Source organism: Nocardioides flavescens (assembly GCF_009823805.1).
In the GTDB taxonomy this organism is placed as follows: Bacteria; Actinomycetota; Actinomycetes; order Propionibacteriales; family Nocardioidaceae; genus Nocardioides; species Nocardioides flavescens.
The window spans coordinates 82,688-103,294 of record NZ_WUEK01000001.1; the positions used below are offsets into that span (position 1 = coordinate 82,688).

Below are 20,607 nucleotides of genomic sequence, written 5' to 3' on the forward strand. Positions count from 1 at the left end.
CGTTGGCGGAGTGCGCGATCTCGCGGATGGAGGCACCCATCTGCTCGGCACCCGCCGCGACCGTCGAGACGTTGCGCGAGACCTCCTCGGCCGCACCCGAGACCACCCCGGCCTGCACCGAGGTCTCCTCGGCACCGGCCGCGATCTGCTGCGACGACGCCGACAGCTGCCCGGCGGCCGACGCGAGCGTGACGGAGTGCCGGTGGATCGCGCCGACCGAGGTGCGCATCGTGGCGATGGCCCGACCGAGGTCGCGGCCCATCACGGCCAGCTCGTCGGTGCCGTCGCTGTCGACCTCGGTGACGAGATCGCCCTCCGCCAGCTGCCGCAGCCGCCCACGGAGCGAGGCGATCGGCCCGGTGAGCGAGCGGGTGATGACGAGCGCGAGCGCCGCGGCCAGCAGCGCCGCGACCACAGCGAGCGCGAGCACCGTGCGGGTCGCCGTCTCCTGGGCCGCGCTCGCCTCGGGGGCGGCGCCGGCGGCTGCCAGCGCGCCGTGCGCGTCCTCGACCAGCGCGTCGACCTGGTCGGAGATGGACTGGAACAGCTCGATCTCGTCGACCAGGACCAGCTTGTCGGCCTGGGCGACCTTCATAGACAGCCCGGTGCCGTAGAGCTCGACGATCTGCGCGTCGACGCTCATGAACTCCTCGAACGTCGAGCCGATCGCCGCGAGCTGCCGGCGCTCACCGTCGTCGGTGGCGAGACGCGTCGCCGTCGCGAGCTCGTCCTCGAACGCCGCCGCCGAGGCGACGAAGCTGGCGCGCGAGTCGCCCTCCACCGCCGCCCCGGGGTCGTCCGAGGGACCCGTCGCGACGTCGAGGGCGTAGGCCGTCTGCCAGCCGTTGAAGTCCGCGGCGCGGTACTTCACCTGCATCACCGCCTCGACCAGCGCGGCCTGGCGGGCGACCTCCCGGCGCGCCTCGCTCATCTGGCCGAGCCCCGACAGCGAGACGCCGGCGAGCACGACGAGGAGCAGGATGAGCACGGCGAACGTCGCGCCGAGGCGCCGTCCGATGCTCAGGCGGGAGACGAGTCGGACCACGGTGTTCCTCCGAGCGCAGAAGTGACCTTCCTCTTCGGCCCGGAAAACCCCCACCTGAGCGGTGTGCCCCACACCGGACGGAGGCGGACCAGACCGCAGGACGGCCCTGACGCAGGTTCGGGCCTGCCGTCGCGGGCCTCGGGCGAGTAGGTTCGCGGGCATGCAGACCGGCGGCCCCGCACTCCCCCAGCAGCGCTCTCTCGTCACCGAGATCCCCGGGCCGGAGTCGATGGCCCGCCTCGACCGGAAGAAGGCGCACGTCGCCGACGGGGTCGGCACGACGCTGCCGGTCTTCGTGGTCGCCGCGGGGGGCGGGGTGCTCCTCGACGTCGACGGCAACTCGCTCATCGACCTCGGCTCCGGCATCGCCGTCACCAGCGTCGGCAACGCCGCCCCCGGTGTCGTCAGCCGCGTGCAGGAGCAGGTCGCGGCGTTCACCCACACCTGCTTCATGGTGACGCCCTACGACGGCTACGTCGACGTGTGCGAGCAGCTCGCCGAGCTGACCCCCGGCGACCACGCCAAGAAGTCGGCGCTGTTCAACTCCGGCGCCGAGGCGGTCGAGAACGCCGTCAAGATCGCGCGCGTCGCGACCGGCCGCGACGCGGTGGCGGTCTTCGACCACGCCTACCACGGCCGCACCAACCTCACGATGGCCATGACGGCCAAGAACATGCCGTACAAGAACGGCTTCGGACCCTTCGCCGGCGAGGTCTACCGCGCGCCGATGTCCTACCCGCTGCGCGACGGCCTCTCCGGGCCCGAGGCCGCGGCCCGCGCGATCGACGTGCTGGAGAAGCAGGTCGGCGCCGACAACCTCGCGTGCGTGGCCATCGAGCCGATCCAGGGCGAGGGCGGCTTCGTGGTGCCGGCGCCGGGCTTCCTGCCCGCGCTCGCCGCGTGGGCGCGCGAGCACGGCGTGCTCCTGCTCGCCGACGAGATCCAGACGGGCTTCTGCCGCACCGGCGACTGGTTCGCCTGCGACGACGAGGGCGTGGTGCCCGACCTCGTGACCCTGGCCAAGGGGCTGGCCGGCGGTCTGCCGCTCGCCGCGGTGACCGGTCGCGCGGAGCTGATGGACGCCGTGCACGTCGGGGGTCTGGGCGGCACCTACGGCGGCAACCCGGTCGCCTGCGCCGCCGGGCTCGGGGCGATCGAGGAGATGCGCAGCCACGACCTCGTCGGCCGGGCGCGTGAGCTGGGCGCGGTGCTCGAGCGCCGCCTGCGCGCGCTCGCCGAGACCCACCCGGTGATCGCCGACGTCCGCGGCCGCGGGGCGATGATGGCGATCGAGCTCTGCGAGCCGGGCACCACGACCCCCGACGCCGCCCGCACGGCCGCGGTGTCGTCGGCCTGCCACCGCGCCGGCGTCGTGACCCTCACCTGCGGCACCTGGGGCAACGTCATCCGGTTCCTGCCGCCGCTCGCCATCTCGGACGCACTGCTCGAGGAGGCGCTCGACGTCGTGGCCGAGGCGTTCGCCGCGACTGCATGAGCGCCCTGCGCTTCCACCATCAGCCCGCCGACGGCTGGGTCAACGATCCCTACGGGCTCACCTGGCACGACGGTCGGTACCACCTGTTCTTCCAGCACGTCCCGGGCTCGCCCACGTGGCGATCGGACTGCCACTGGGGCCACGCCACGAGCACCGACCTGCTCACCTGGGAGCCACAGCCGATCGCGCTGACACCCGGTGACGGGGAGGACGGGTGCTGGTCGGGCTCGGTCGCGGGCGGCGTGGCGTTCTACACCGCGGTCGACGAGCCGCTCCTCGACCACGGGCGCGTGCGCCGCGCGGTGCCGCTCGACGACGACTGGCGCACCTGGCGCAAGGAGGACGTCGTCGTCGCGACCCCACCCGGGGCCACCCACTTCCGCGACCCGTTCGTGCACCGGTACGGCGACGGGTGGCGGATGCTGGTCGGCGGCGCGACCGCCGACGCGGCGACGATCTGGGTCTGCACCTCAGACGACCTCGCGACCTGGTCGTCACCGGAGGTGCTGGCGCAGCGCTCTCCCGAGGCCGGTGCCGACGGACTGGGTGACTACACCGGTCACGCCTGGGAGTGCCCCCAGTGGTGGTCGATCGACGGCCACGACGTGCTGCTCGTCTCGGTCTGGGAGCCCGAGCGGCTGCACCACCTCGCCTACCGCATCGACGACGGCCCCTGGCGCCGGTTCAGCCACGGCCTGCACTACGCCGGCGCGGCGTTCACCCACCGGGACGGCCGACCCGGCCTGGTCACCTGGCTGCGCGAGGTCGGCGCCACCTCGCTGCCGATGTCGCTCACGCTCGAGGACGGACGGCTCGTCGCGCACCCGCCGGCCGGCGTACCCGTGGTGGAGCGCGACGGGGTGCTCGAGGTGCACGACGACGGGGTCGTCGAGCGGTTCGGGCCCGACGGCATCGAGGCCCTCACCGTCCCGGCGCCCTGACACCGGGACGAGACCGGAGAGAGACCGGCGCGCGCAACCCCCCACAGACCCCGCGCGCCGGCCCGTCACCCCGAGACTTCCTGGATCCCCCACGGGCTGCCGTACTCCGTCAGCAGCTCGAGGAAGGGGACGGCGTCGAACGCTTCCGGTCCGAGCACGCCCGTGCCCGACCAGGTACCCCGCGCGAGCAGCTCCAGCGCCACGACCGGGTTGACCGCGGTCTGCCAGACCACGCACTGGTGGCCGTACTCCCGCATCGTCCACTCGTTGGCGACGACGTGGTAGAGGTACGTCGAGCGCGGGCCGGTGGGGTTGCCGTCCGCGTCCTTGCCGGTGCCGGTGACCCAGAGGCCGGCGCAGGTCTTGCCGGTCATCCGCGGCCCGATGGTCGCCGGGTCCGGCAGCACGGCGGCGACGACGTCGCGCGGGCTGACCTCGACGCCCTTGACCCGCACCTTCTCGGTCGAGTCGAGGCCGAGGGTGTGGAGCACGCGCAGGACGTTGATCATCTCCTCGCCGAGGCCGTACTTGAACGTCGCGCGGCGGCACTCGACCCAGCGCGGCATGAGGAGCACCTCCTCGTGCTCGACGTTGACGCACTCGACCGGGCCGATGCCCTCGGGGAAGTCGAAGACCTCCGGCTCGCTGAACGGCGCGGTCGTGTGCCAGGCGCCGTCCTCCCACACGATCGGCGGGTTGAGGCACTCCTCGATCGTGGTCCACATCGAGAACGACGGCGCGAAGATCTCGTGGCCGTCCTCGTCCCGCACGACCAGGTTGGCCCCGTCGCGGGTGCCGAGCTCGTCGATCTCGGCGAAGAGGTGGTCGGCGGCGTAGCGCGCGAACACGTCCGAGAGCCCGGGCTCGACGCCGATGCCGACGAGGGCGAGCCGACCCGCCTCCTCCCACTGCGCGGCGGCGGCGAACTGCTCGTCGCCGAGCTTGACCCCCGGCGTCTCGTACGGCGTCTCGGGGTGCGGCCGCGACAGCGACATCGCCATGTCGAGGTAGTCCGCGCCGGCGGCGAGGGCGCCTTCGAAGACCGGCATGTCGAAGACCGGGTCGACGGCGTTCATCACGTGGGTGATGCGGTGCTCGCGGCAGAGCGCGGCCACGGCGTCCGCGCTCGAGGCGTCGACCTGCGCGGCGCTGAACCGGGCGTCGGCCTCGGCGGCCCGCTCGGCCTTGGCCAGGTCGTAGTCGGCGACGACGATCGCCTCGTAGAAGTCGCGGCGAGCGGCGATGGCGCCGAAGGCGCCGCCCACCCCGCCGGCACCGACGAGCAGGATGCGCATCAGGACTCCCCCAGGTAGCTCATGACGTGCTTGATGCGGGTGTAGTCCTCGAGGCCGTACATCGACAGGTCCTTGCCGTAGCCCGAGTGCTTGAACCCGCCGTGCGGCATCTCCGAGACGAACGGGATGTGGGTGTTGATCCACACGACGCCGAAGTCGAGGCGCCGCGACATCCGCAGGGCCCGCGCGTGGTCTCTGGTCCAGACGCTGGAGGCCAGGCCGTAGTCGACGCCGTTGGCCCAGCGCAGGGCCTCGGCCTCGTCGGAGAAGCGCTGCACCGTCATGACGGGGCCGAAGATCTCGGTCTGGATCTGCTCGTCGTCCTGGCGCAGCCCGGACAGCACCGTCGGCTCGTAGAAGTAGCCCACCGACCCGTGGCGCGACCCGCCCGTCTCGACGCTGGCGTGGTCGGGGAGCCGGTCGACCATCCCCGCGACCCGGTCGAACTGGGCCTGGTTGTTGAGGGGGCCGTAGTAGGTGTCCTCGGCGGTCGGGTCACCGGTCGGCATCGCGCGGGCGGCCTCGGCGAGCGCCGCGACGAACTCGTCGTGCACCGCGTCCGCGACCAGCACCCGGGTGGCCGCGGTGCAGTCCTGGCCGGCGTTGAACAGGCCCGCGCCGGCGATCCCCTCGGCGGCGGCCGCGAGGTCGGCGTCCTCGAAGACCACGACCGGCGCCTTGCCGCCGAGCTCGAGGTGGACCCGCTTGAGGTCGGTCGCCGCGGAGGCCGCGACCTCCATGCCGGCGCGCACCGAGCCGGTGATCGCGACCATCTGCGGGGTCTTGTGCGACACCAGCGCGCGACCGGTGTCGCGGTCGCCGCACACGACGTTGAGCACGCCGGGCGGCAGGTGCTCGGCGCAGATCTGGGCCAGCAGCGTCGAGCTCGCCGGCGTGGTGTCGCTCGGCTTGAGCACGATGGTGTTGCCGCCAGCGAGCGCGGGCGCGATCTTCCAGATCATCATCATGAGCGGGTAGTTCCACGGCGTCACCTGACCGACGACGCCCACCGGCTCGCGCCGGACCCACGAGGTGTGGTCGGCCATGTACTCCCCCGCCGACCGCCCCTCGAGCACCCGCGAGGCGCCGGCGAAGAAGTTGAAGTGGTCGGAGGCGTAGGGCATCTCCTCGGCCATCGTCACCGCGCGCGGCTTGCCGGTGTCGCGGCACTCGACCTCGTTGATCTCCTCGATCCGGTCCTCGATCGAGCGGGCGATGCGCAGCAGGGCGTTGGCCCGCTCCTGCGGCGTGGTGAGCCCCCAGGTCTCGAAGGCCCGCGCCGCGGCGGCGTAGGCCCGGTCGACGTCCTCGGCGCCCGACATCGGAGCGGTGGCGTAGGTCTCGCCGGTGGTCGGGTCGACGACGTCGTACGTCGCACCGGAGACGGCGTCGACGACCTCGCCGTCGACGAGGTTGTGGAAGATGGTCTGGCCGGCGGAGTCGGTCATGGCCGCAGCCTAGGGCCTCGTGCGACGGTTTCGGCAGCCCCAGGTCCAGATCGGCACTGGATCCGTCGGTCGATCGGCGTTCTGACGCTCGATCAGGACCAGACGACGCGTCCGTCGATCCAGGTCGAGACGACCCGCGCCGCCCCGATCTCCTCGACCGGACCGGCGAACGGGTCGCGGTCGAGCACGACGAGGTCGGCGGCCGCGCCGGGGGCGAGCACCCCCGCACCGTCGAGCCGGTCGCGGTGGTCGACCCACGCGCTGCCCGAGGTGTACGCCGCGAACGCGACCTCGAGCGGCACCGCCTGGTCGGCCAGGAACACCTCCTCCCCCGCGCGCCCCGGCTCGCCGTACGCCGTGCGCGTGACCGCCGTGTGGATCGCCGCCAGCGGGTCGGGCGTCGAGACCGGCCAGTCGCTGCCCATCACGAGGCGCGCGCCGGAGCGGTGGAGGTCGCCGAAGGGGTACTGCCAGCCGGCCCGCTCCTCCCCCAGCACGTCCCAGGTGAGGTCGACCATCTGCTCGTCCCAGCAGGCCCACAGGGCCTGGCAGTTGGCCGCCACCGAGAGCTCGGCGAAGCGGGGCACGTCGTCGGGGTGCACCACCTGCAGGTGCGCGAGGTGGTGGCGGCGCTCCGCCCGCGTCGCCGGGTCGGTGCCCGTGAAGGCGTCGAGCGCCTCGCGCACACCCCGGTCGCCGATGGCGTGCACGTGCACCTGGAACCCCGCCGCGTCGAGCGCCGGCAGCGCCTCGCGCAGCAGCGCCGCGTCGACGAAGGAGTGACCGGCGTTGGTCGTCGCGTGACCGCACCGGTCGAGGTAGGGCGCGAGCATCGCGGCGGTGCCGTTCTCGGCGACGCCGTCCTGCATGACCTTGACCGTCGTCGGGTGGAACCGGCCGTGGCTGAGCTCCTCGCGCCGGGCCACCAGGTCCGCGACCTGCTCGACGCCGCGCGTGCGGTCCCACCACAGCGCCCCGACGACGTGCGAGAGCAGCTCGCCGCTGCGCGCGGCGGCGAGGTAGGTCGCGCCCGCGTCGTCGATCCCGGCGTAGTCGCCGACGATCGCGTCCTGCCAGGCGGTCACCCCGAGCGAGTGGAGGTAGCGCTGCCCCTCGAGCAGCGCGGCGCGGTAGTCCTCGGCGGTGGCCTGCGGGGCGAGCCGGCTCACCAGCGCGGTCGCCCCCTCGTGGAGGGTGCCGGTCGGGCGGCCGTCGGCGTCGCGCTCGATGCGCCCGTCGGGCGGGTCCGGCGTGTGCTCGTCGATGCCGGCGAGCTCGAGCGCGCGGGTGTTGACCCACGCCCCGTGGTGGTCGCGGTTGGGCAGCAGCACCGGCCGGTCCGCGACCACCGTGTCGAGGTCGGCCGCCGTGGGCGTGCCGCCCGGGAAGGCCGGCATCGACCAGCCGCCGCCGAGGATCCACGGACCGTCGTGCGCGGCGGCGTACGACGAGACAGCGGTGAGGTACTCCTCGCGCGTCGAGAGCTCGGACAGGTCGCAGCGCAGCCGCTCGAGCCCGCCCTGGACCGGGTGCACGTGGGCGTCGGTGAACCCCGGCGAGACGAACGCCGCCTCCACGACCTCGGCGCCCTCGGCGTCGAGGCCGCGCCCGAGCTCGACGACGCGCCCGTCGCGGACCCGGACGTCGCCGGCCCCGACGTGACGGTGGCCGTCGAAGACGGCTGCGGCCCGGAACAGCACGTGCGGGCCGGGGCTGCCTGCTCCCAGGCCGCTGGTCACCGGCCCTCCAGGAGCGGGCCGGCGGGGTCGTGGACGAGACCACCGCGCTTGCGCACGGCCATCGCCGAGAGCGCCTCCAGGCAGACCCGGTTGGCCAGGGCCGCGGTGATGTCGGCGTGGTCGTAGGGCGGAGAGACCTCGACGACGTCGATGCCGGCGACGGGGAGCTCGAGGCAGATCCGGCGTACGGCGTCCAGGAGCTCGCGGCTCGACAGGCCACCCGGCTCGGGCGTGCCGGTGCCGGGCGCGTGGCCGGGGTCGCAGACGTCGATGTCGACGGAGAGGAACACCGCCTCGCACTCGTCCGTCGCGATCTCGAAGGCCTCGTCGAGGCAGTCGGTGAGGCCGCGCGCGACGATCTCGGTCATCTCGAAGGAGCGCATCCGCTCGCTCGCCATCCAGGCGAGCGTCTCGGGTCCGGGCCAGTAGCCGCGCAGCCCGATCTGCAGGAACCGGTCGCCGCGCAGGGCACCGGACTCGATGAGCCGGCGCATCGGCTGGCCGTGGCCGTAGAGCGAGCCGAAGTCGATGTCCCCGGTGTCGGCGTGGGCGTCGAAGTGGATCATCGAGACCTTGCCGAAGCCGTGGTGGCGGGCCACCCCGGTGGCGTCGGGCAGCGCGACCGCGTGGTCGCCGCCGAGCACGAGCGGCACCGCCCCCGCGCTGGCCACGGAGTGCACCGCGGCCTCGAGGTTGGCCATCGCGACCTCGCGCTCCCCCGGCGGCATCAGCACGTCGCCGGCGTCGACCACCCGCAGGTCCTGCAGCGCGTCGACGCGCAGCGCGAGGTGCGGCCGCGAGCCGTCGTGGGGCAGGTAGTCGGTCGAGCGGATCGCCATCGGCCCGAACCGCGTGCCCGCGCGGTGCGAGGTGCCGCCGTCCCACGGCGCCCCGAGCACCACGACGTCCGCGGCGGCCAGCGCGTCCGCGTCGTCGAGGTCCACCGGGTCGACGCCGAGGAAGGTGATGTCGGGTCCGAACTGCGCGCCGTACCGGGTCATGGCTGATGTCTACCAGGCCGATCCCGTCCCCGACGCCACCCGCTGGTGCGGAATCCGTCGTGATCTGCGCACAACGCAACGGATTCCGCTTGCCAGAACGCCGCCCCGTCACTCATCATGGGCGCATGACGCTCGACCCCCAGCAGCTCCAGCAGGCCGCCAAGGACCACCTGTGGATGCACTTCACCCGCCACGGGTCCTACCGCGACGCCGACGTGCCCGTGATGGTGCGCGGGGAGGGCGTCTACCTCTACGACAGCCAGGGCAAGCGCTACCTCGACGCCCTGGCCGGCCTCTTCGTGAACCAGCTCGGCCACGGCCGCGAGGACCTCGCCGAGGCCGCCGCCGCGCAGGCCCGTGAGCTGGCCTTCATGCCGCTGTGGTCCTACGCCCACCCGACCGCCGTCGAGGCCGCGCAGCGGGTGGCGGGCTACGCCCCCGGCGACCTCAACCGCGTCTTCTTCACCAGCGGTGGCGGTGAGGCCGTCGAGACGGCGTGGAAGCTCGCGAAGAACTTCTTCAAGCTCACCGGCAAGCCGATGAAGCACAAGGTCATCAGCCGCACCATCGCCTACCACGGCACCTCGCAGGGCGCACTGTCGATCACCGGCCTGCCGCTGCTCAAGCAGCAGTTCGAGCCGCTCGTGCCCTCGACGTTCCGGGTGCCCAACACCAACATCTACCGCGCCGAGGAGAACGGCGCGCCGGCCGGGCTCACCCCCGAGCAGTTCGGTCGCTGGGCCGCCGACCAGATCGCCATCGCGATCGAGAACGAGGGCCCCGACACCGTCGCCGCCGTCTTCCTCGAGCCCGTGCAGAACGCCGGCGGCTGCTTCCCGCCGCCGCCCGGCTACTTCCAGCGCGTGCGGGAGATCTGCGACCAGTACGACGTGCTGATGGTCTCCGACGAGGTCATCTGCGCCTTCGGGCGCCTCGGCCACATGTTCGGCGCCGAGCGCTACGGCTACCAGCCCGACATGATCACCTGCGCCAAGGGCATCACCTCGGGCTACGCCCCCCTCGGCGCGATGATCGCCTCAGACCGGCTGATGGAGCCCTTCCAGGCCGACGGCGAGATGTTCGCCCACGGCTACACCTTCGGCGGCCACCCCGTCTCCACCGCCGTGGCCCTGGCCAACTTCGACGCCTTCGAGAACGAGTTGGTGCTCGAGCACGTCCGCGACAACGAGGGCGCGTTCCGCGCGACGCTCGAGCGCCTCAAGGACCTGCCGATCGTGGGCGACGTCCGTGGCGACGGCTACTTCTACGGCATCGAGCTCGTCAAGGACAAGGACACCAAGGAGTCCTTCACCGACGAGGAGTGCGAGCGCCTGCTCTACGGCTTCGTCTCCAAGCAGCTGTTCGCCGAGGGGCTCTACTGCCGCGCCGACGACCGCGGCGACCCGGTCGTCCAGCTCTCCCCGCCGCTCGTCTCCACCCAGGAACACTTCGACGAGATCGAGCAGATCCTGCGCGTCGTCCTCGACAAGGCCGGCTCCCTGCTCTGACCCGTCGGCCGAGTGGCTTCGAGACAGGACTTCGTCCTTCCTCAACCACCGTCACGGTGGTTGAGGAGGCCGGCTACGGCCGTCTCGAAACCACCCGAGGTCAGCGGGCCAGCAGTGACGCGGAGTGCTTGAGGCTCACCGCGAGCGCGACGGTGACCAGCATGAGGACCGTCGCGAGACCGACGACGGCGGGCCAGGCACCGAGGCTCCAGGCCGTGCCGGCGAGGCTGCCGAAGACCGACGAGCCGGCGTAGTAGGTGAACAGGTAGAACGACGCCGCCTGCGCCGTGCTGACCGCGCCGGCGTGGGCGCGGGCGGGCACCCACCCGCTGGCCACCCCGTGGACGACGAAGAAGCCGGTCACCAGCAGCGCGATGCCCACGACGAGCACCGGCAGGGAGTCGACGAGGCTGACGGCGAGGCCGGCGACGGCGACGAGCGCGCCGAGCGGGAGCACGGCCCGGCGTCCCCAACGGTCGGCGGCGCGACCAGAGAGCGCCGAGCTGAGGCTGCCGAGCGGGTAGGTCAGGAAGACCAGGCTGGCCGCACCGAGACCGAGGTGGAACGGCGCCGCCTCGAGCCGGAAGCCGATGGTGTTGAAGACGGCCACCAGCGCACCCATGGCGAGGCCGCCGACGGCGTACAGCTTGAGCAGGGCGGGGTCGGAGAGCGCCCGCACCGTCATCGTCCAGGTGGCCCGGGCCCCGGTCGGCGCCGCCTCGAAGCGCCGTGACGCCGGGAGCAGCAGCCAGACGACGACGGCGCACAGCGCCGCCAGCAGGGCCGACGACGCGAGCGCCCAGCGCCACCCCGCAGCCTCGGCGACCGCACCGGTCAGGAGCCGTCCCGTCATCCCGCCGAGGGCGGTGCCGCCGATGTAGAGACCGGCCGCGCGGGCGTGGGTGCGCGGGTGCAGCTCCTCGCGCAGGTACGCCGTGGCGACGGCCGGCAGCCCGGCGAGGGCCACGCCCTCGAGCGTGCGGAGCGTGAGCAGCACCGGCCACGTCGGCGCGAGCGCGCCGAGCAGCGCGACCACGCTGGCCGCACCGAGGGACAGGTGCACCAGCCTCGTGCGCCCAGTGCGGTCGGAGACGGGTCCGGCGACCAGCAGGGCGAGGCCGAGCCCGGCGGTCGTCAGCGAGACCGTGAGGGTCGTCGCCGCGGCGGAGACGCCGAACGCCGTCGCCAGGTCAGGCAGCACGGCCTGGGTGCTGTAGAGGAGCGCGAAGGTGGCGATGCCGGCGGCGAAGAGGGCGACCACGACGCGGCGGTACTCCGCCGTGCCCGCGTCGTACCCCTCGTCCACGGCCGGCCGCTCCACTCGCTCCACCACGTCTGCGCTCACCCCTCCACTCTGCGTCGCGCTGCTCGATACGTCCAATGCGCCGCATGGCGCTGTTCCATGCCTCAGACGTATGCTCGACCGATGCTCGTGCGCGACCTGGCCTGGCTCGTCCGCCTCGCCGAGACCGGTCACGTGACCGACGCCGCGGCCAGCCTCGGCACCACCCAGCCGACGCTCTCGCGTGCCCTCGCCCGCATCGAGGAGGAGCTCGGCTCGGCTCTCTTCGTCCGCACGCCGCACGGCGTGCGCCCCACGCCGGCCGGGGCGCTCGCCGTCGAGGCGGCCCAGGCCGTCACCGCGCGCTGGACGCGGCTGGTCGACGAGCTCGCGGCGCTGCGCGACCCCGACTCGGGCACGGTCCGCCTGGCCTTCCTCGACTCCATCGCGACCTCGTTGGTGCCGGGTCTGCTGCGCGACTTCCACGCCCACGCCCCGGCCACCCGGGTGCTGCTCAGCCAGGAGCCGGCTCACGAGATCCTCGACGACCTCGACTCCGGCGCCGCGGACCTGGCGGTGACGTCGTTCGGGGTGGACGAGCGGTTCGGGTGGCACCCGCTCGCCGAGGAGCGCCTCGTCGTGGTCGTGCCCCCGACCCACCGGTTCGCGGGCCGGCGGCGGCTGGCGCTGGCCGACCTCGAGGGCGAGGAGCTCGTGACGACCCCCGTCGGCTTCGGCTTCCGGACGCTGGTCGACAGCCTGCTGTCCACCGCCGGCGTCTCGCTGCCGATCTCCTTCGAGAGCCAGGACCTCGCGACGATCACCGGGCTGGTCGCAGCCGGGCTGGGGATCGCCGTCGTCCCCGAGCCGTTCGCCGGCCAGTCCGGGACGGTCGGCATCGCGCTGCGCGCCCCCGGTGCACGACGCACGATCGGCCTCGCCTGGTCGCGCCGGCGCGTCCTGCCGGCTCCCGCGGAGCGCCTGCGGGCCTTCGTCGTGGCGCGGGCGGAGGGCTCCGGCGCGGAGTACGCTCCCGGACCGTGAGCGAGGACTGGCGCAGCGCGACCGTCGCACGGTTGCGCACCCTGATCACCCAGGCCGACCCCGACGTGGTCGAGGAGGTCAAGTGGCGCAAGCCGACCAACCCCGACGGCGTGCCGACGTTCTCCTGCGACGGGCTCATCTGCACGGTCGAGACCTACAAGGACAAGGTGAAGTCGACCTTCGCCAAGGGGGCCTCGCTCTCCGACCCGGCGGGCGTGTTCAACGCCAGTCTCGACGCGGGCACCCGGCGCGCTGTCGACATCCGTGAGGGCGAGGAGCTCGACGAGGCGGCGTTCACCGACCTCGTGCGGCAGGCGGTCGCGCTCAACCGCTCCTGAGCGCCGCGCTCCCCGGTGGTTGAGGAGGTTGCGCTGGCAACCGTCTCGAAACCACTCCCGCTGCGGCTGAGTGGTCACGAGACAGGACTTCGTCCTTCCTCGACCAGCACTGAGCACTCAGCGCGGTACGACGACCGGCCGGCGGCCGAGCGAGGCGATCGTCGCCACGATGAGCACGGCCCCGACCGCGCTCACGACCGTGAGCCGCTCGCCGAGCAGCAGCACGGCGATGACGACCGCGGTCACGGGCTCGAGGAGGGCGGCGAGCACGGCCGTGCCGCTCGCCGTCGTCCGGAGCCCGGCGAAGAAGAGCACGTAGGCGAGCGCCATGGTGCCGACGCCGAGGTAGGCGACGAGCAGCACGGTCCCGGGGTCTCCGGGGCCGAGGGGCAGGCCACCGGGGACCGCGACCGCCAGTCCGGCGACCAGCACGACCAGCGCGGCGACGCCGGTCGACAGCGCGGCGACGGCGAGCGAGTCGTGGACCTGGGTGAGCGGGCCCGCCACCTCGGCCGAGAGGCCGAACGCCACCCCCGAGCCGACCGCGGCGGCCACCGCCAGCCCGGGGTGAGCCGGATCGGTCGCCCCGGCGCCTCCGAGGCTGACCAGCAGGAGGCCGCTGACGGCGCACACCACGGCCACGACCTCGCCGCGACCCGGTGGGCGGCGGCGCAGCGCCGAGCGCAGGACCATCGGGGCCAGCGGGGCCACCCCGAGGGCCACCACGGTGGCGATCGTGACGCCGCCTGCTCCGACCGAGACGAAGAAGAGCACCTGGAAGGCGCCGGTCAGCACTCCGACGGCCGCGGTGCGCGACGCCGAGCGCCGCAGGACCCGGGCGCAGGCGGCGCCCCGGCGCAGCACGGCCACGACGGCCGCGAGGGCGAGCAGCGCCCAGACCGCCCGGTAGGCGCCGGCGGTCCACACCGTCAGCTCGGAGCGGCGCACGACGACGTCGACGACGGGACCGATGGTGCCCCAGACGACCCCGGCGCCGCAGACCAGCGCCAGACCCGCGCGCCCGCCGTCGTCGGTCTCCTCGCTCCCCACCGCGACAGTCTGGCGGGACCTGTCAGTGCCGGTCCCTCCGCCCCCGGGACGGAGCCGCCCCCACCCGAATCCCTCATCTCCGCCCCGCTCCGGCCGATGGGCTGACCGACACGTGCCAAGTGGGGCCTCACGGACGGGGAGAGACGTGCACAGCATCAAGGGACGCCTGGTGGCGAGCGTGATGGCGATGGTGGTGGTGACCACGACCGCGCTGGTGGCCGTGGTCGCCCTGCGCAGCGCCGCCCTCGGCGAGCGGCAGGCGGAGGACTACACCGACGCCCTGGCCGGTGAGTACGCCGCCACCGTTCGCGAGGACCTGACCGGCGCGCTCGACACGGTGACCGTGCTCGCCTCGAGCCTCGCGACCATGCGGCGCGAGGGCGACACCTCGCGCACGGTCATGTCCCAGATGGTGCGCGACACGCTCGCCGCCCACCCCGACTACTTCGGCATGTGCACGGCGTGGGAGCCGAACGCCCTCGACGGCCGCGACGCGGAGTTCGTCGACGACCCGAGGAGCGACGCCTCCGGTCGGTTCATCCCGTACTGGTACCGCGACGGCTCCGACATCGCCTACGCGCCCCTCGTCGACTACGACGATCCCGAGGTCTCGACGTGGTACTTCGACCCGAAGGACACCCTCCAGCCGTCGGTCACCGAGCCCTACGCCTACGAGGTCGACGGCCAGGACGTGATGATGACGACCGCGACGGCCCCGATCGTGGTCGACGGCAGCTTCGTCGGGGTCGTGACCGTCGACCTGACCCTCACCGGCCTGACCACCGCGCTCGCGGCCATCAAGCCCTACGGCGCCGGCTACGCCTCGCTCATGACCGACCAGGGCACCGTCGTCACCCACCCCGAGGCCGACCGGCTGAGCCAGGCGGCGGACGGCCCGATCGGCACCATGGCCGCCCAGGTGAGCGGCGACGCCGAGGCGACGCACGACGTGGTCGACGACCCGTTCCTCGACGCCTCGGCCCTGACCGTCGTGGCACCGGTGCAGCTCACCGACGACCAGACCTGGTCGCTGGTGGTGGCGGCACCCGAGAGCGCGGTCACGGCCGCGGTGCGCTCCCTGACGCGTACGACGATCCTGCTCGGTGTGCTCGCGGTCCTGGTCTGCGGTCTGCTGACCTGGCTGATCGGCAGCCGGTTGAGCCGTCCGGTGCGCGAGCTGCGCGACAGCCTGCGCGACGTCGCCGACGGCGACGGCGACCTGACCCGCCGCGTCGACGAGAGCCGCCGCGACGAGCTGGGCGAGCTCGGGGCGGCGTTCAACCGCTTCGTCGACACCGTGGCCGGCACGGTCGCGCAGATCAGCGCGGAGGCCGAGACCCTGCACCGCTCCGCGGGCGACCTCGACGCGACGAGCCGCCGGCTCTCGGAGACGATCGGCTCCTCGGCCGAGCGCACCGGCGTCGCGGCGTCGCGCTCGGAGGAGGCGAGCGGCGAGGTCACCGGCATCGCGTCGGCCGCCGAGGAGCTCGGCTCCAGCATCGGCGAGATCGCCCGCAGCACGACCGAGGCCGCCCGCATCGCCCACGAGGCCGCCGAGGCGTCGCGCTCGACCCGCACCGTCTTCGAGGCACTGTCGAGCAGCTCGGCCGAGATCAGCGCGATCGTCGCGACCATCTCCTCGATCGCCCACCAGACCAACCTGCTCGCGCTCAACGCCACCATCGAGGCGGCCCGGGCCGGCGAGGCGGGACGCGGGTTCGCGGTCGTCTCGGGTGAGGTCAAGGAGCTCAGCGTGCAGACCGCGAAGGCGACCGAGGACATCGCCCAGCGCATCGAGCGCCTCCAGGCCGACGTCGAGCGGGCCTCGGGCTCGGTCGCCACCATCGGCTCGGTCGTCGCCTCGCTCGACGAGATCCAGAGCAGTGTCGCCGCCACGGTCGAGACGCAGTCCTCGACCAGCGGCGAGATCGCCGACGGCGTCACCCGCGCGGCCTCGGCCACCCGCGGCATCGCCGAGACCATCGTCGAGGTCGCCTCGGCCGCCGAGGGGATGCGGACCACCGCGGACCAGGCCGACCTGTCCGCGCGCGAGGTCGCGGCCACCGCCGAGCGGCTGCACGCCCTCGTCGGGCGGTTCAAGGTCTGACCCGGTCTCAGCCTGGGTCTGCCGGGCGCCGAGGCCCCCAGGCCTCAGAGCGCCAGGCACCCTGAGCCGGCGCACCCACGGTCAGGCCAGAGCGCGGCTGCGGCGACGCGAGACGACCTCGCCGCCGACGACGATGACGACCGAGATCAGGAACATGATCGTGCCGACGACGTTGACCTGCATCGGCACGCCGCGCTGCGCGACGCCCCAGACGTACATCGGGAACGTCGTGGTCTGGCCGGCGTTGAGGTTGGTGACGATGAAGTCGTCGAACGACAGGCTGAAGCTCAGCAGCGCCGCCCCGAGGATGCCCGGGAAGACGAGTGGGAAGGTCACCCGCCAGAAGGTCTGCTGGGGCGTCGCGTAGAGGTCCATCGCGGCCTGCTCGAGGGTGTCGTCGAGGCCGGCGAGCCGTGCGCGCACGGTGACGACGACGAAGCTCAGGCAGAACATGATGTGGGCGATGAGGATCGTCCAGAAGCCGAGCTGCCCCGCGAAGCCGGCACCGACGAAGAGCGCCAGCAGCGAGGAGCCGAGCACGATCTCGGGGGCGGCCATCGGCAGGAAGATGAGCAGGTTGGTCGCCGAGCGGCCGCGGAAGTCGTGGCGCACCAGCGCGAACGCCGCCATCGTGCCCAGGATCGTCGACACGACGGTCGAGAGCAGTCCGATCTGCACCGAGCGGCCCAGGGCCGAGCACATGCTGGGGTCCTCGCACAGGTTCAGCCAGTTGTGCAGCGTGAAGCCGTCGAAGGAGTAGATGAGCCGGCTCGCCGGGTCGTTGAAGCTCATCAGCACGACCACGAAGATCGGCACGAAGGTGTAGACGAGGACCGCGATGCCCAGGATCAGCACCAGGTTGCGACGCAGCCAGGCCATCAGAGCAGCTCCTCGGTCCCGGCCCGGCGCACGTAGACGAGCACCATCGCCACGATGATCGCCATCAGGATCACCGACAGCGCCCCCGCGGCCGGGTAGTCGTTGGCGTCGGTGAACAGGCTCTGGATGACGCTGCCCACCATCCGCTGGTTGGGGCTGCCGAGCAGCTGGGCGTTGATGTAGTCGCCCACGGACGGGATGAAGGTCAGCAGCGTGCCGGAGACGACCCCGGGCAGCGAGAGCGGCCAGGTGACCTTGAAGAAGCCGACCACCGGGTTGGCGTACAGGTCGCTCGCGGCCTCGATCAGCCGGCCGTCGATCTTGTCGAGGCTGGCGAACAGCGGCAGCACCATGAACGGCAGGAAGTTGTAGGTCAGCCCCGCCACCACGGCCACCGGGGTCGCCAGCAGCCGGCCGTCGTCACCGAGCACGTGCAGGAACTGCAGGGTGTTCACGACGAAGCCGTCGTCGGCCAGGATCAGCTTCCACGACAGCGTGCGCACCAGGAAGCTGGTGAAGAACGGCGCGATGACCAGCACGAGCATGAGGTTCTTCCAGCGACCCGCCTTGAAGGCGATGGCGTAGGCCAGCACGTAGCCGAGCACCAGGCAGAACGCCGTCGCGAGCGCGCCGTACCACAGCGAGCGGAGCAGGGGCTGCCAGTAGTCCTGCAGCACGTTCCAGTAGTTGGCGACGTGGTAGGTCATGTCGTAGCCCCGGGTGTCCGACCCACTGGGGTCGAACAGGCTCGTGGCCAGCAGCGAGTAGAACGGCACGACGAAGAAGACCGCCAGCCAGGCCAACCCCGGCAGGAGCAGCAGGTAGCCGATGCGGCCCCGCTTGCGCCCGCTCGGCGGTGGTACGTCGTCCGGGGCGGACGGCTGGGTCACGTCGGTCTCGGCGAGCGGGGCCACCCCCGCGGTGCTCGTCACCTCGGCGCCCTCAGTCGGAGTCCGCGCGCTGGGCGCCGGCGGAGGCGTCCTGGGCGGCGTCGAGGAGGAAGGCGTACTCCGGTCGCCACGACAGCTCGACCTGGTCGCCGGTCTCGAAGATCCGGGTGCGGCCGGTGTTCTGGCTGAACACCTGCAGCTCCTGGCCCCACGGCATCCGGACGAGGTACTGCGTCGAGACGCCGACGAAGCTGACGTCGCTCACCACTCCCCCGGGGATGGTGTTGCCCGGGGCGTCGAGCTGACTGCCGGCCTCGCCGATCAGCACCTTCTCGGGGCGGATCCCGACCCAGCCGCCGTCGCCGTCGGTGTGGCTGCGGGCGGCCGGCACCGAGACCTGGATGCCGTGCATGTCGACCGTGACCACGTCGGCCGAGCGGCTGACCACCCGGCCGGCGATGAGGTTGGACTGGCCGAGGAAGTTGGCGACGAACGTCGATCGCGGGTTCTCGTAGAGCTCGGCCGGGGCACCCATCTGCTCGATCACGCCGGCGTTCATGACCGCGACCGTGTCGGCCATCGTCATGGCCTCCTCCTGGTCGTGGGTGACGTGCACGAAGGTGCGGCCGACGTCGGTCTGGATCCGCTTGATCTCGACCTGCATCGAGCGGCGCAGCTTGAGGTCGAGCGCACCGAGCGGCTCGTCGAGCAGCAGCACCTCGGGGTTGTTGATGAGGGCCCGGGCCAGGGCCACGCGCTGCTGCTGGCCACCGGAGAGCTGGGCCGGCCGCTTGCGCGCCTGGCTCCCGAGCTCGACGAGGTCGAGCATCTGGCGCACGGTGGCGTCGACGTCCTTGGCCTTGCGGCGCCGCAGCCCGAACGCGACGTTCTCGAAGATGTCGAGGTGCGGGAAGAGCGCGTAGCTCTGGAAGACGGTGTTGACCGGGCGCTGGTAGGGCTTGAGCCGGGTGATGTCCTGACCGGCCAGCGTGATGGTGCCGGAGGTGGGCACCTCGAGGCCCGCCACCATGCGCAGCGTCGTGGTCTTGCCGCAGCCCGAGGGGCCGAGCAGGGCGATGAACGACCCGCGCGGGACGTCGAGGTCGAGGGAGCGCACGGCGTGGAAGCCGCCGAACGACTTGGTCACCGCGCGCAGCGACAGCCCGTCGGAGGACGGCGCTGCACTCGGCTCGCCGGGCGGGGCGGGCCGCTCGTGGCCGCGGGTGGTCTCAGCCGCCTGTGACATCGGCGAACGCTCCTTCGTAGCGGGTGATCTGCTCCTCGTCGAGCGGCATGAAGCTCATCGTCGCGGCGAGCGTCGCGTCGTCGGGGAAGATCAGCGGGTTGTCGACCAGCGACGGGTCGATCTTCTCCATCTCGGCCTGGGCGCCCTGGACCGGACAGATGTAGTTGACCCACGCGGCGAGCTTCGCTGCGACCACGGGGTCGTAGTAGTAGTTCATCCACGCCTCGGCGTTGGCCTGGTGGGTCGCGCCGTTGGGCACGAGCATGTTGTCGCTCCAGAGCATCAGGCCCTCCTCCGGCGTCACGAACTTGATCGCCGGGTTGTCGAACTGGGCCTGGATCACGTCGCCGGACCACGCCTCGCAGGCGACGATGTTGCCGGCCGCGAGGTCCTGGATGTACTCGTTGCCGGTGAACGCGCGGACCTGGCCGGCCGCGACGACCTTGCGCAGCTCGTCGAGCGCGGTCCCCCACTGGTCGTCGGTGAACTCCGCCGGGTCGGCACCGGTCAGCTTGAGCATGAAGCCCATCGTGTCGCGCATCTCGGTGAGCAGGGAGATGCGTCCCTTGAGGTCGGCGCGGGTCAGCAGTTCCTCGAAGCTGCCCACCTCGCCGACGGCGTCGGCGTTGTAGGCGATGCCCGTGAGGCCGGTCTGCCAGGGCACGTGGTGGCGGAAGTCGGGGTCCCACGACAGCCCGCGCAGCGGCTCGATCACGTTGGCGGTGACGTCGGGGATCTCGGCGAGGTCGAGCTCCTGGATCCAGCCCAGGTCGATCATCCGCGCGGCCATCCAGTCGGTGAGCACCATGATGTCGCGCCCGACCGGCTGGCAGGAGCCGAGCTGGTTCTTGACCTTGGCGTAGAACTCGGCGTTGTCGTTGACGTCGTCGGTGTAGTCGACGGTGATGCCGGTCTGGGCGGTGAACACCGCCGAGGTCGAGGTCTTCTTGCGCCGGGGGTCGATGTAGGCCGGCCAGTTGGAGATGACCAGCTCCTTCTGGGAGGCGGAGACGTCGGTGCCGACGCAGGACGCCGCCTCGACGCGCGCGCCCTCGACCCCGAAGAAGGGGAGCTTGAGCGCAGCGGCGCTCACCCCCACGAAGGCCGCCGCGCCGCCGCCGCGCAGCAGGGCGCGGCGCGTCGTCGACGGTCCGTGCTGGACGCGCCGCGAGTCGCCGGTCGCCACCGTCACCACCCCTTTCCGAGAAGCACCCTGCTGCGGGATCGTGCCACGATCACCCGGGTGCGACAAGGGATCCAGTGCTCCTGTCACGTGTTCGCAACGAAATCCGTCGCCGG

The 20,607-nt window shown here is 72.5% G+C and carries 17 protein-coding genes; 6 read left to right on the top strand and 11 right to left on the bottom strand.

The window, feature by feature from the left end; genetic code table 11:
- Window positions 1-1,045, bottom strand: a 1,045-nt coding sequence (locus GRQ65_RS22035; protein WP_202387022.1) for a HAMP domain-containing protein, incomplete at its 3' end; no start/stop codon positions are given.
- Between the two features lie 160 nt (window positions 1,046-1,205).
- Here GRQ65_RS22035 and gabT point away from each other — a divergent pair.
- Together gabT and GRQ65_RS00415 are read left to right on the top strand one after the other, a co-directional pair.
- A complete protein-coding gene (gabT, locus tag GRQ65_RS00410; protein WP_160874057.1) occupies window positions 1,206-2,540 on the top strand; it encodes a 4-aminobutyrate--2-oxoglutarate transaminase in 1,335 nt (444 codons plus the stop codon).
- Complete coding sequence (locus GRQ65_RS00415; RefSeq protein WP_160874059.1) at window positions 2,537-3,481, top strand: glycoside hydrolase family 32 protein; 945 nt, start codon at window positions 2,537-2,539, stop codon at window positions 3,479-3,481. The genes gabT and GRQ65_RS00415 overlap by 4 nt, the downstream gene beginning before the upstream one ends.
- A gap of 65 nt (window positions 3,482-3,546) precedes the next feature.
- On the opposite strand, the gene GRQ65_RS00420 is transcribed toward GRQ65_RS00415, so the two are convergent.
- The 4 genes from GRQ65_RS00420 to speB all read right to left on the bottom strand — a co-directional run bounded on the left by GRQ65_RS00420 (window position 3,547) and on the right by speB (window position 8,964).
- Window positions 3,547-4,776, bottom strand: a complete 1,230-nt coding sequence (locus tag GRQ65_RS00420) for a saccharopine dehydrogenase family protein (RefSeq protein ID WP_160874061.1) — start codon at window positions 4,774-4,776, stop codon at window positions 3,547-3,549.
- Window positions 4,776-6,224, bottom strand: coding sequence for an aminobutyraldehyde dehydrogenase (locus tag GRQ65_RS00425; protein WP_160874063.1), 1,449 nt, complete (start codon window positions 6,222-6,224; stop codon window positions 4,776-4,778). Before GRQ65_RS00425 ends, GRQ65_RS00420 begins: the two co-directional genes overlap by 1 nt.
- Window positions 6,225-6,316: 92 nt before the next feature.
- Window positions 6,317-7,963, bottom strand: coding sequence for an amidohydrolase (locus tag GRQ65_RS00430; RefSeq protein ID WP_337191393.1), 1,647 nt, complete (start codon window positions 7,961-7,963; stop codon window positions 6,317-6,319).
- Window positions 7,960-8,964 (bottom strand): agmatinase, encoded by a 1,005-nt coding sequence (gene speB, locus GRQ65_RS00435; RefSeq protein WP_160874065.1) that lies wholly within the window; start codon window positions 8,962-8,964, stop codon window positions 7,960-7,962. The genes GRQ65_RS00430 and speB overlap by 4 nt, the downstream gene beginning before the upstream one ends.
- Before the next feature lie 125 nt (window positions 8,965-9,089).
- On the opposite strand from speB, the gene GRQ65_RS00440 reads away from it, so the two are divergent.
- The gene (locus tag GRQ65_RS00440; protein ID WP_160874067.1) at window positions 9,090-10,472 is read left to right on the top strand and encodes an aspartate aminotransferase family protein; all 1,383 of its coding nucleotides are present in this window, start codon (window positions 9,090-9,092) and stop codon (window positions 10,470-10,472) included.
- A 100-nt stretch (window positions 10,473-10,572) separates the two neighbouring features.
- Here the strand turns inward: GRQ65_RS00440 and GRQ65_RS00445 are convergent, their stop codons facing one another.
- Window positions 10,573-11,817 carry an MFS transporter gene (locus tag GRQ65_RS00445; RefSeq protein WP_337191394.1) on the bottom strand — a complete coding sequence of 415 codons (1,245 nt, stop codon included), beginning with the start codon at window positions 11,815-11,817 and terminating at the stop codon, window positions 10,573-10,575.
- A gap of 81 nt (window positions 11,818-11,898) precedes the next feature.
- Between GRQ65_RS00445 and GRQ65_RS00450 the strand changes: the two genes are divergently transcribed.
- Both GRQ65_RS00450 and GRQ65_RS00455 read left to right on the top strand, forming a co-directional pair.
- Window positions 11,899-12,798 (top strand): LysR family transcriptional regulator, encoded by a 900-nt coding sequence (locus tag GRQ65_RS00450; protein ID WP_160874069.1) that lies wholly within the window; start codon window positions 11,899-11,901, stop codon window positions 12,796-12,798.
- On the top strand, window positions 12,795-13,136 hold the full coding sequence (locus GRQ65_RS00455) for a DUF1801 domain-containing protein (protein ID WP_160874071.1): 342 nt from the start codon (window positions 12,795-12,797) through the stop codon (window positions 13,134-13,136). The genes GRQ65_RS00450 and GRQ65_RS00455 overlap by 4 nt, the downstream gene beginning before the upstream one ends.
- Window positions 13,137-13,253: 117 nt before the next feature.
- Here GRQ65_RS00455 and GRQ65_RS00460 read toward each other — a convergent pair whose 3' ends face one another.
- Entirely contained in the window at window positions 13,254-14,186 is a 933-nt protein-coding gene (locus tag GRQ65_RS00460; RefSeq protein WP_202387024.1) for an EamA family transporter, read from the bottom strand.
- Window positions 14,187-14,331: 145 nt separating this feature from the next.
- On the opposite strand from GRQ65_RS00460, the gene GRQ65_RS00465 reads away from it, so the two are divergent.
- Entirely contained in the window at window positions 14,332-16,293 is a 1,962-nt protein-coding gene (locus tag GRQ65_RS00465; protein WP_160874075.1) for a methyl-accepting chemotaxis protein, read from the top strand.
- Between the two features lie 81 nt (window positions 16,294-16,374).
- Here GRQ65_RS00465 and GRQ65_RS00470 read toward each other — a convergent pair whose 3' ends face one another.
- The 4 genes from GRQ65_RS00470 to GRQ65_RS00485 are packed head-to-tail and all read right to left on the bottom strand — an operon-like array spanning window position 16,375 to window position 20,494.
- Entirely contained in the window at window positions 16,375-17,172 is a 798-nt protein-coding gene (locus tag GRQ65_RS00470) for an ABC transporter permease (protein ID WP_160874077.1), read from the bottom strand.
- Entirely contained in the window at window positions 17,172-18,104 is a 933-nt protein-coding gene (locus GRQ65_RS00475) for an ABC transporter permease (RefSeq protein WP_337191395.1), read from the bottom strand. Before GRQ65_RS00475 ends, GRQ65_RS00470 begins: the two co-directional genes overlap by 1 nt.
- Window positions 18,105-18,114: 10 nt before the next feature.
- Complete coding sequence (locus tag GRQ65_RS00480) at window positions 18,115-19,308, bottom strand: ABC transporter ATP-binding protein (protein ID WP_160874079.1); 1,194 nt, start codon at window positions 19,306-19,308, stop codon at window positions 18,115-18,117.
- Window positions 19,292-20,494, bottom strand: coding sequence for a polyamine ABC transporter substrate-binding protein (locus GRQ65_RS00485; protein ID WP_337191396.1), 1,203 nt, complete (start codon window positions 20,492-20,494; stop codon window positions 19,292-19,294). Before GRQ65_RS00485 ends, GRQ65_RS00480 begins: the two co-directional genes overlap by 17 nt.
- Window positions 20,495-20,607 lie beyond the last annotated feature (113 nt).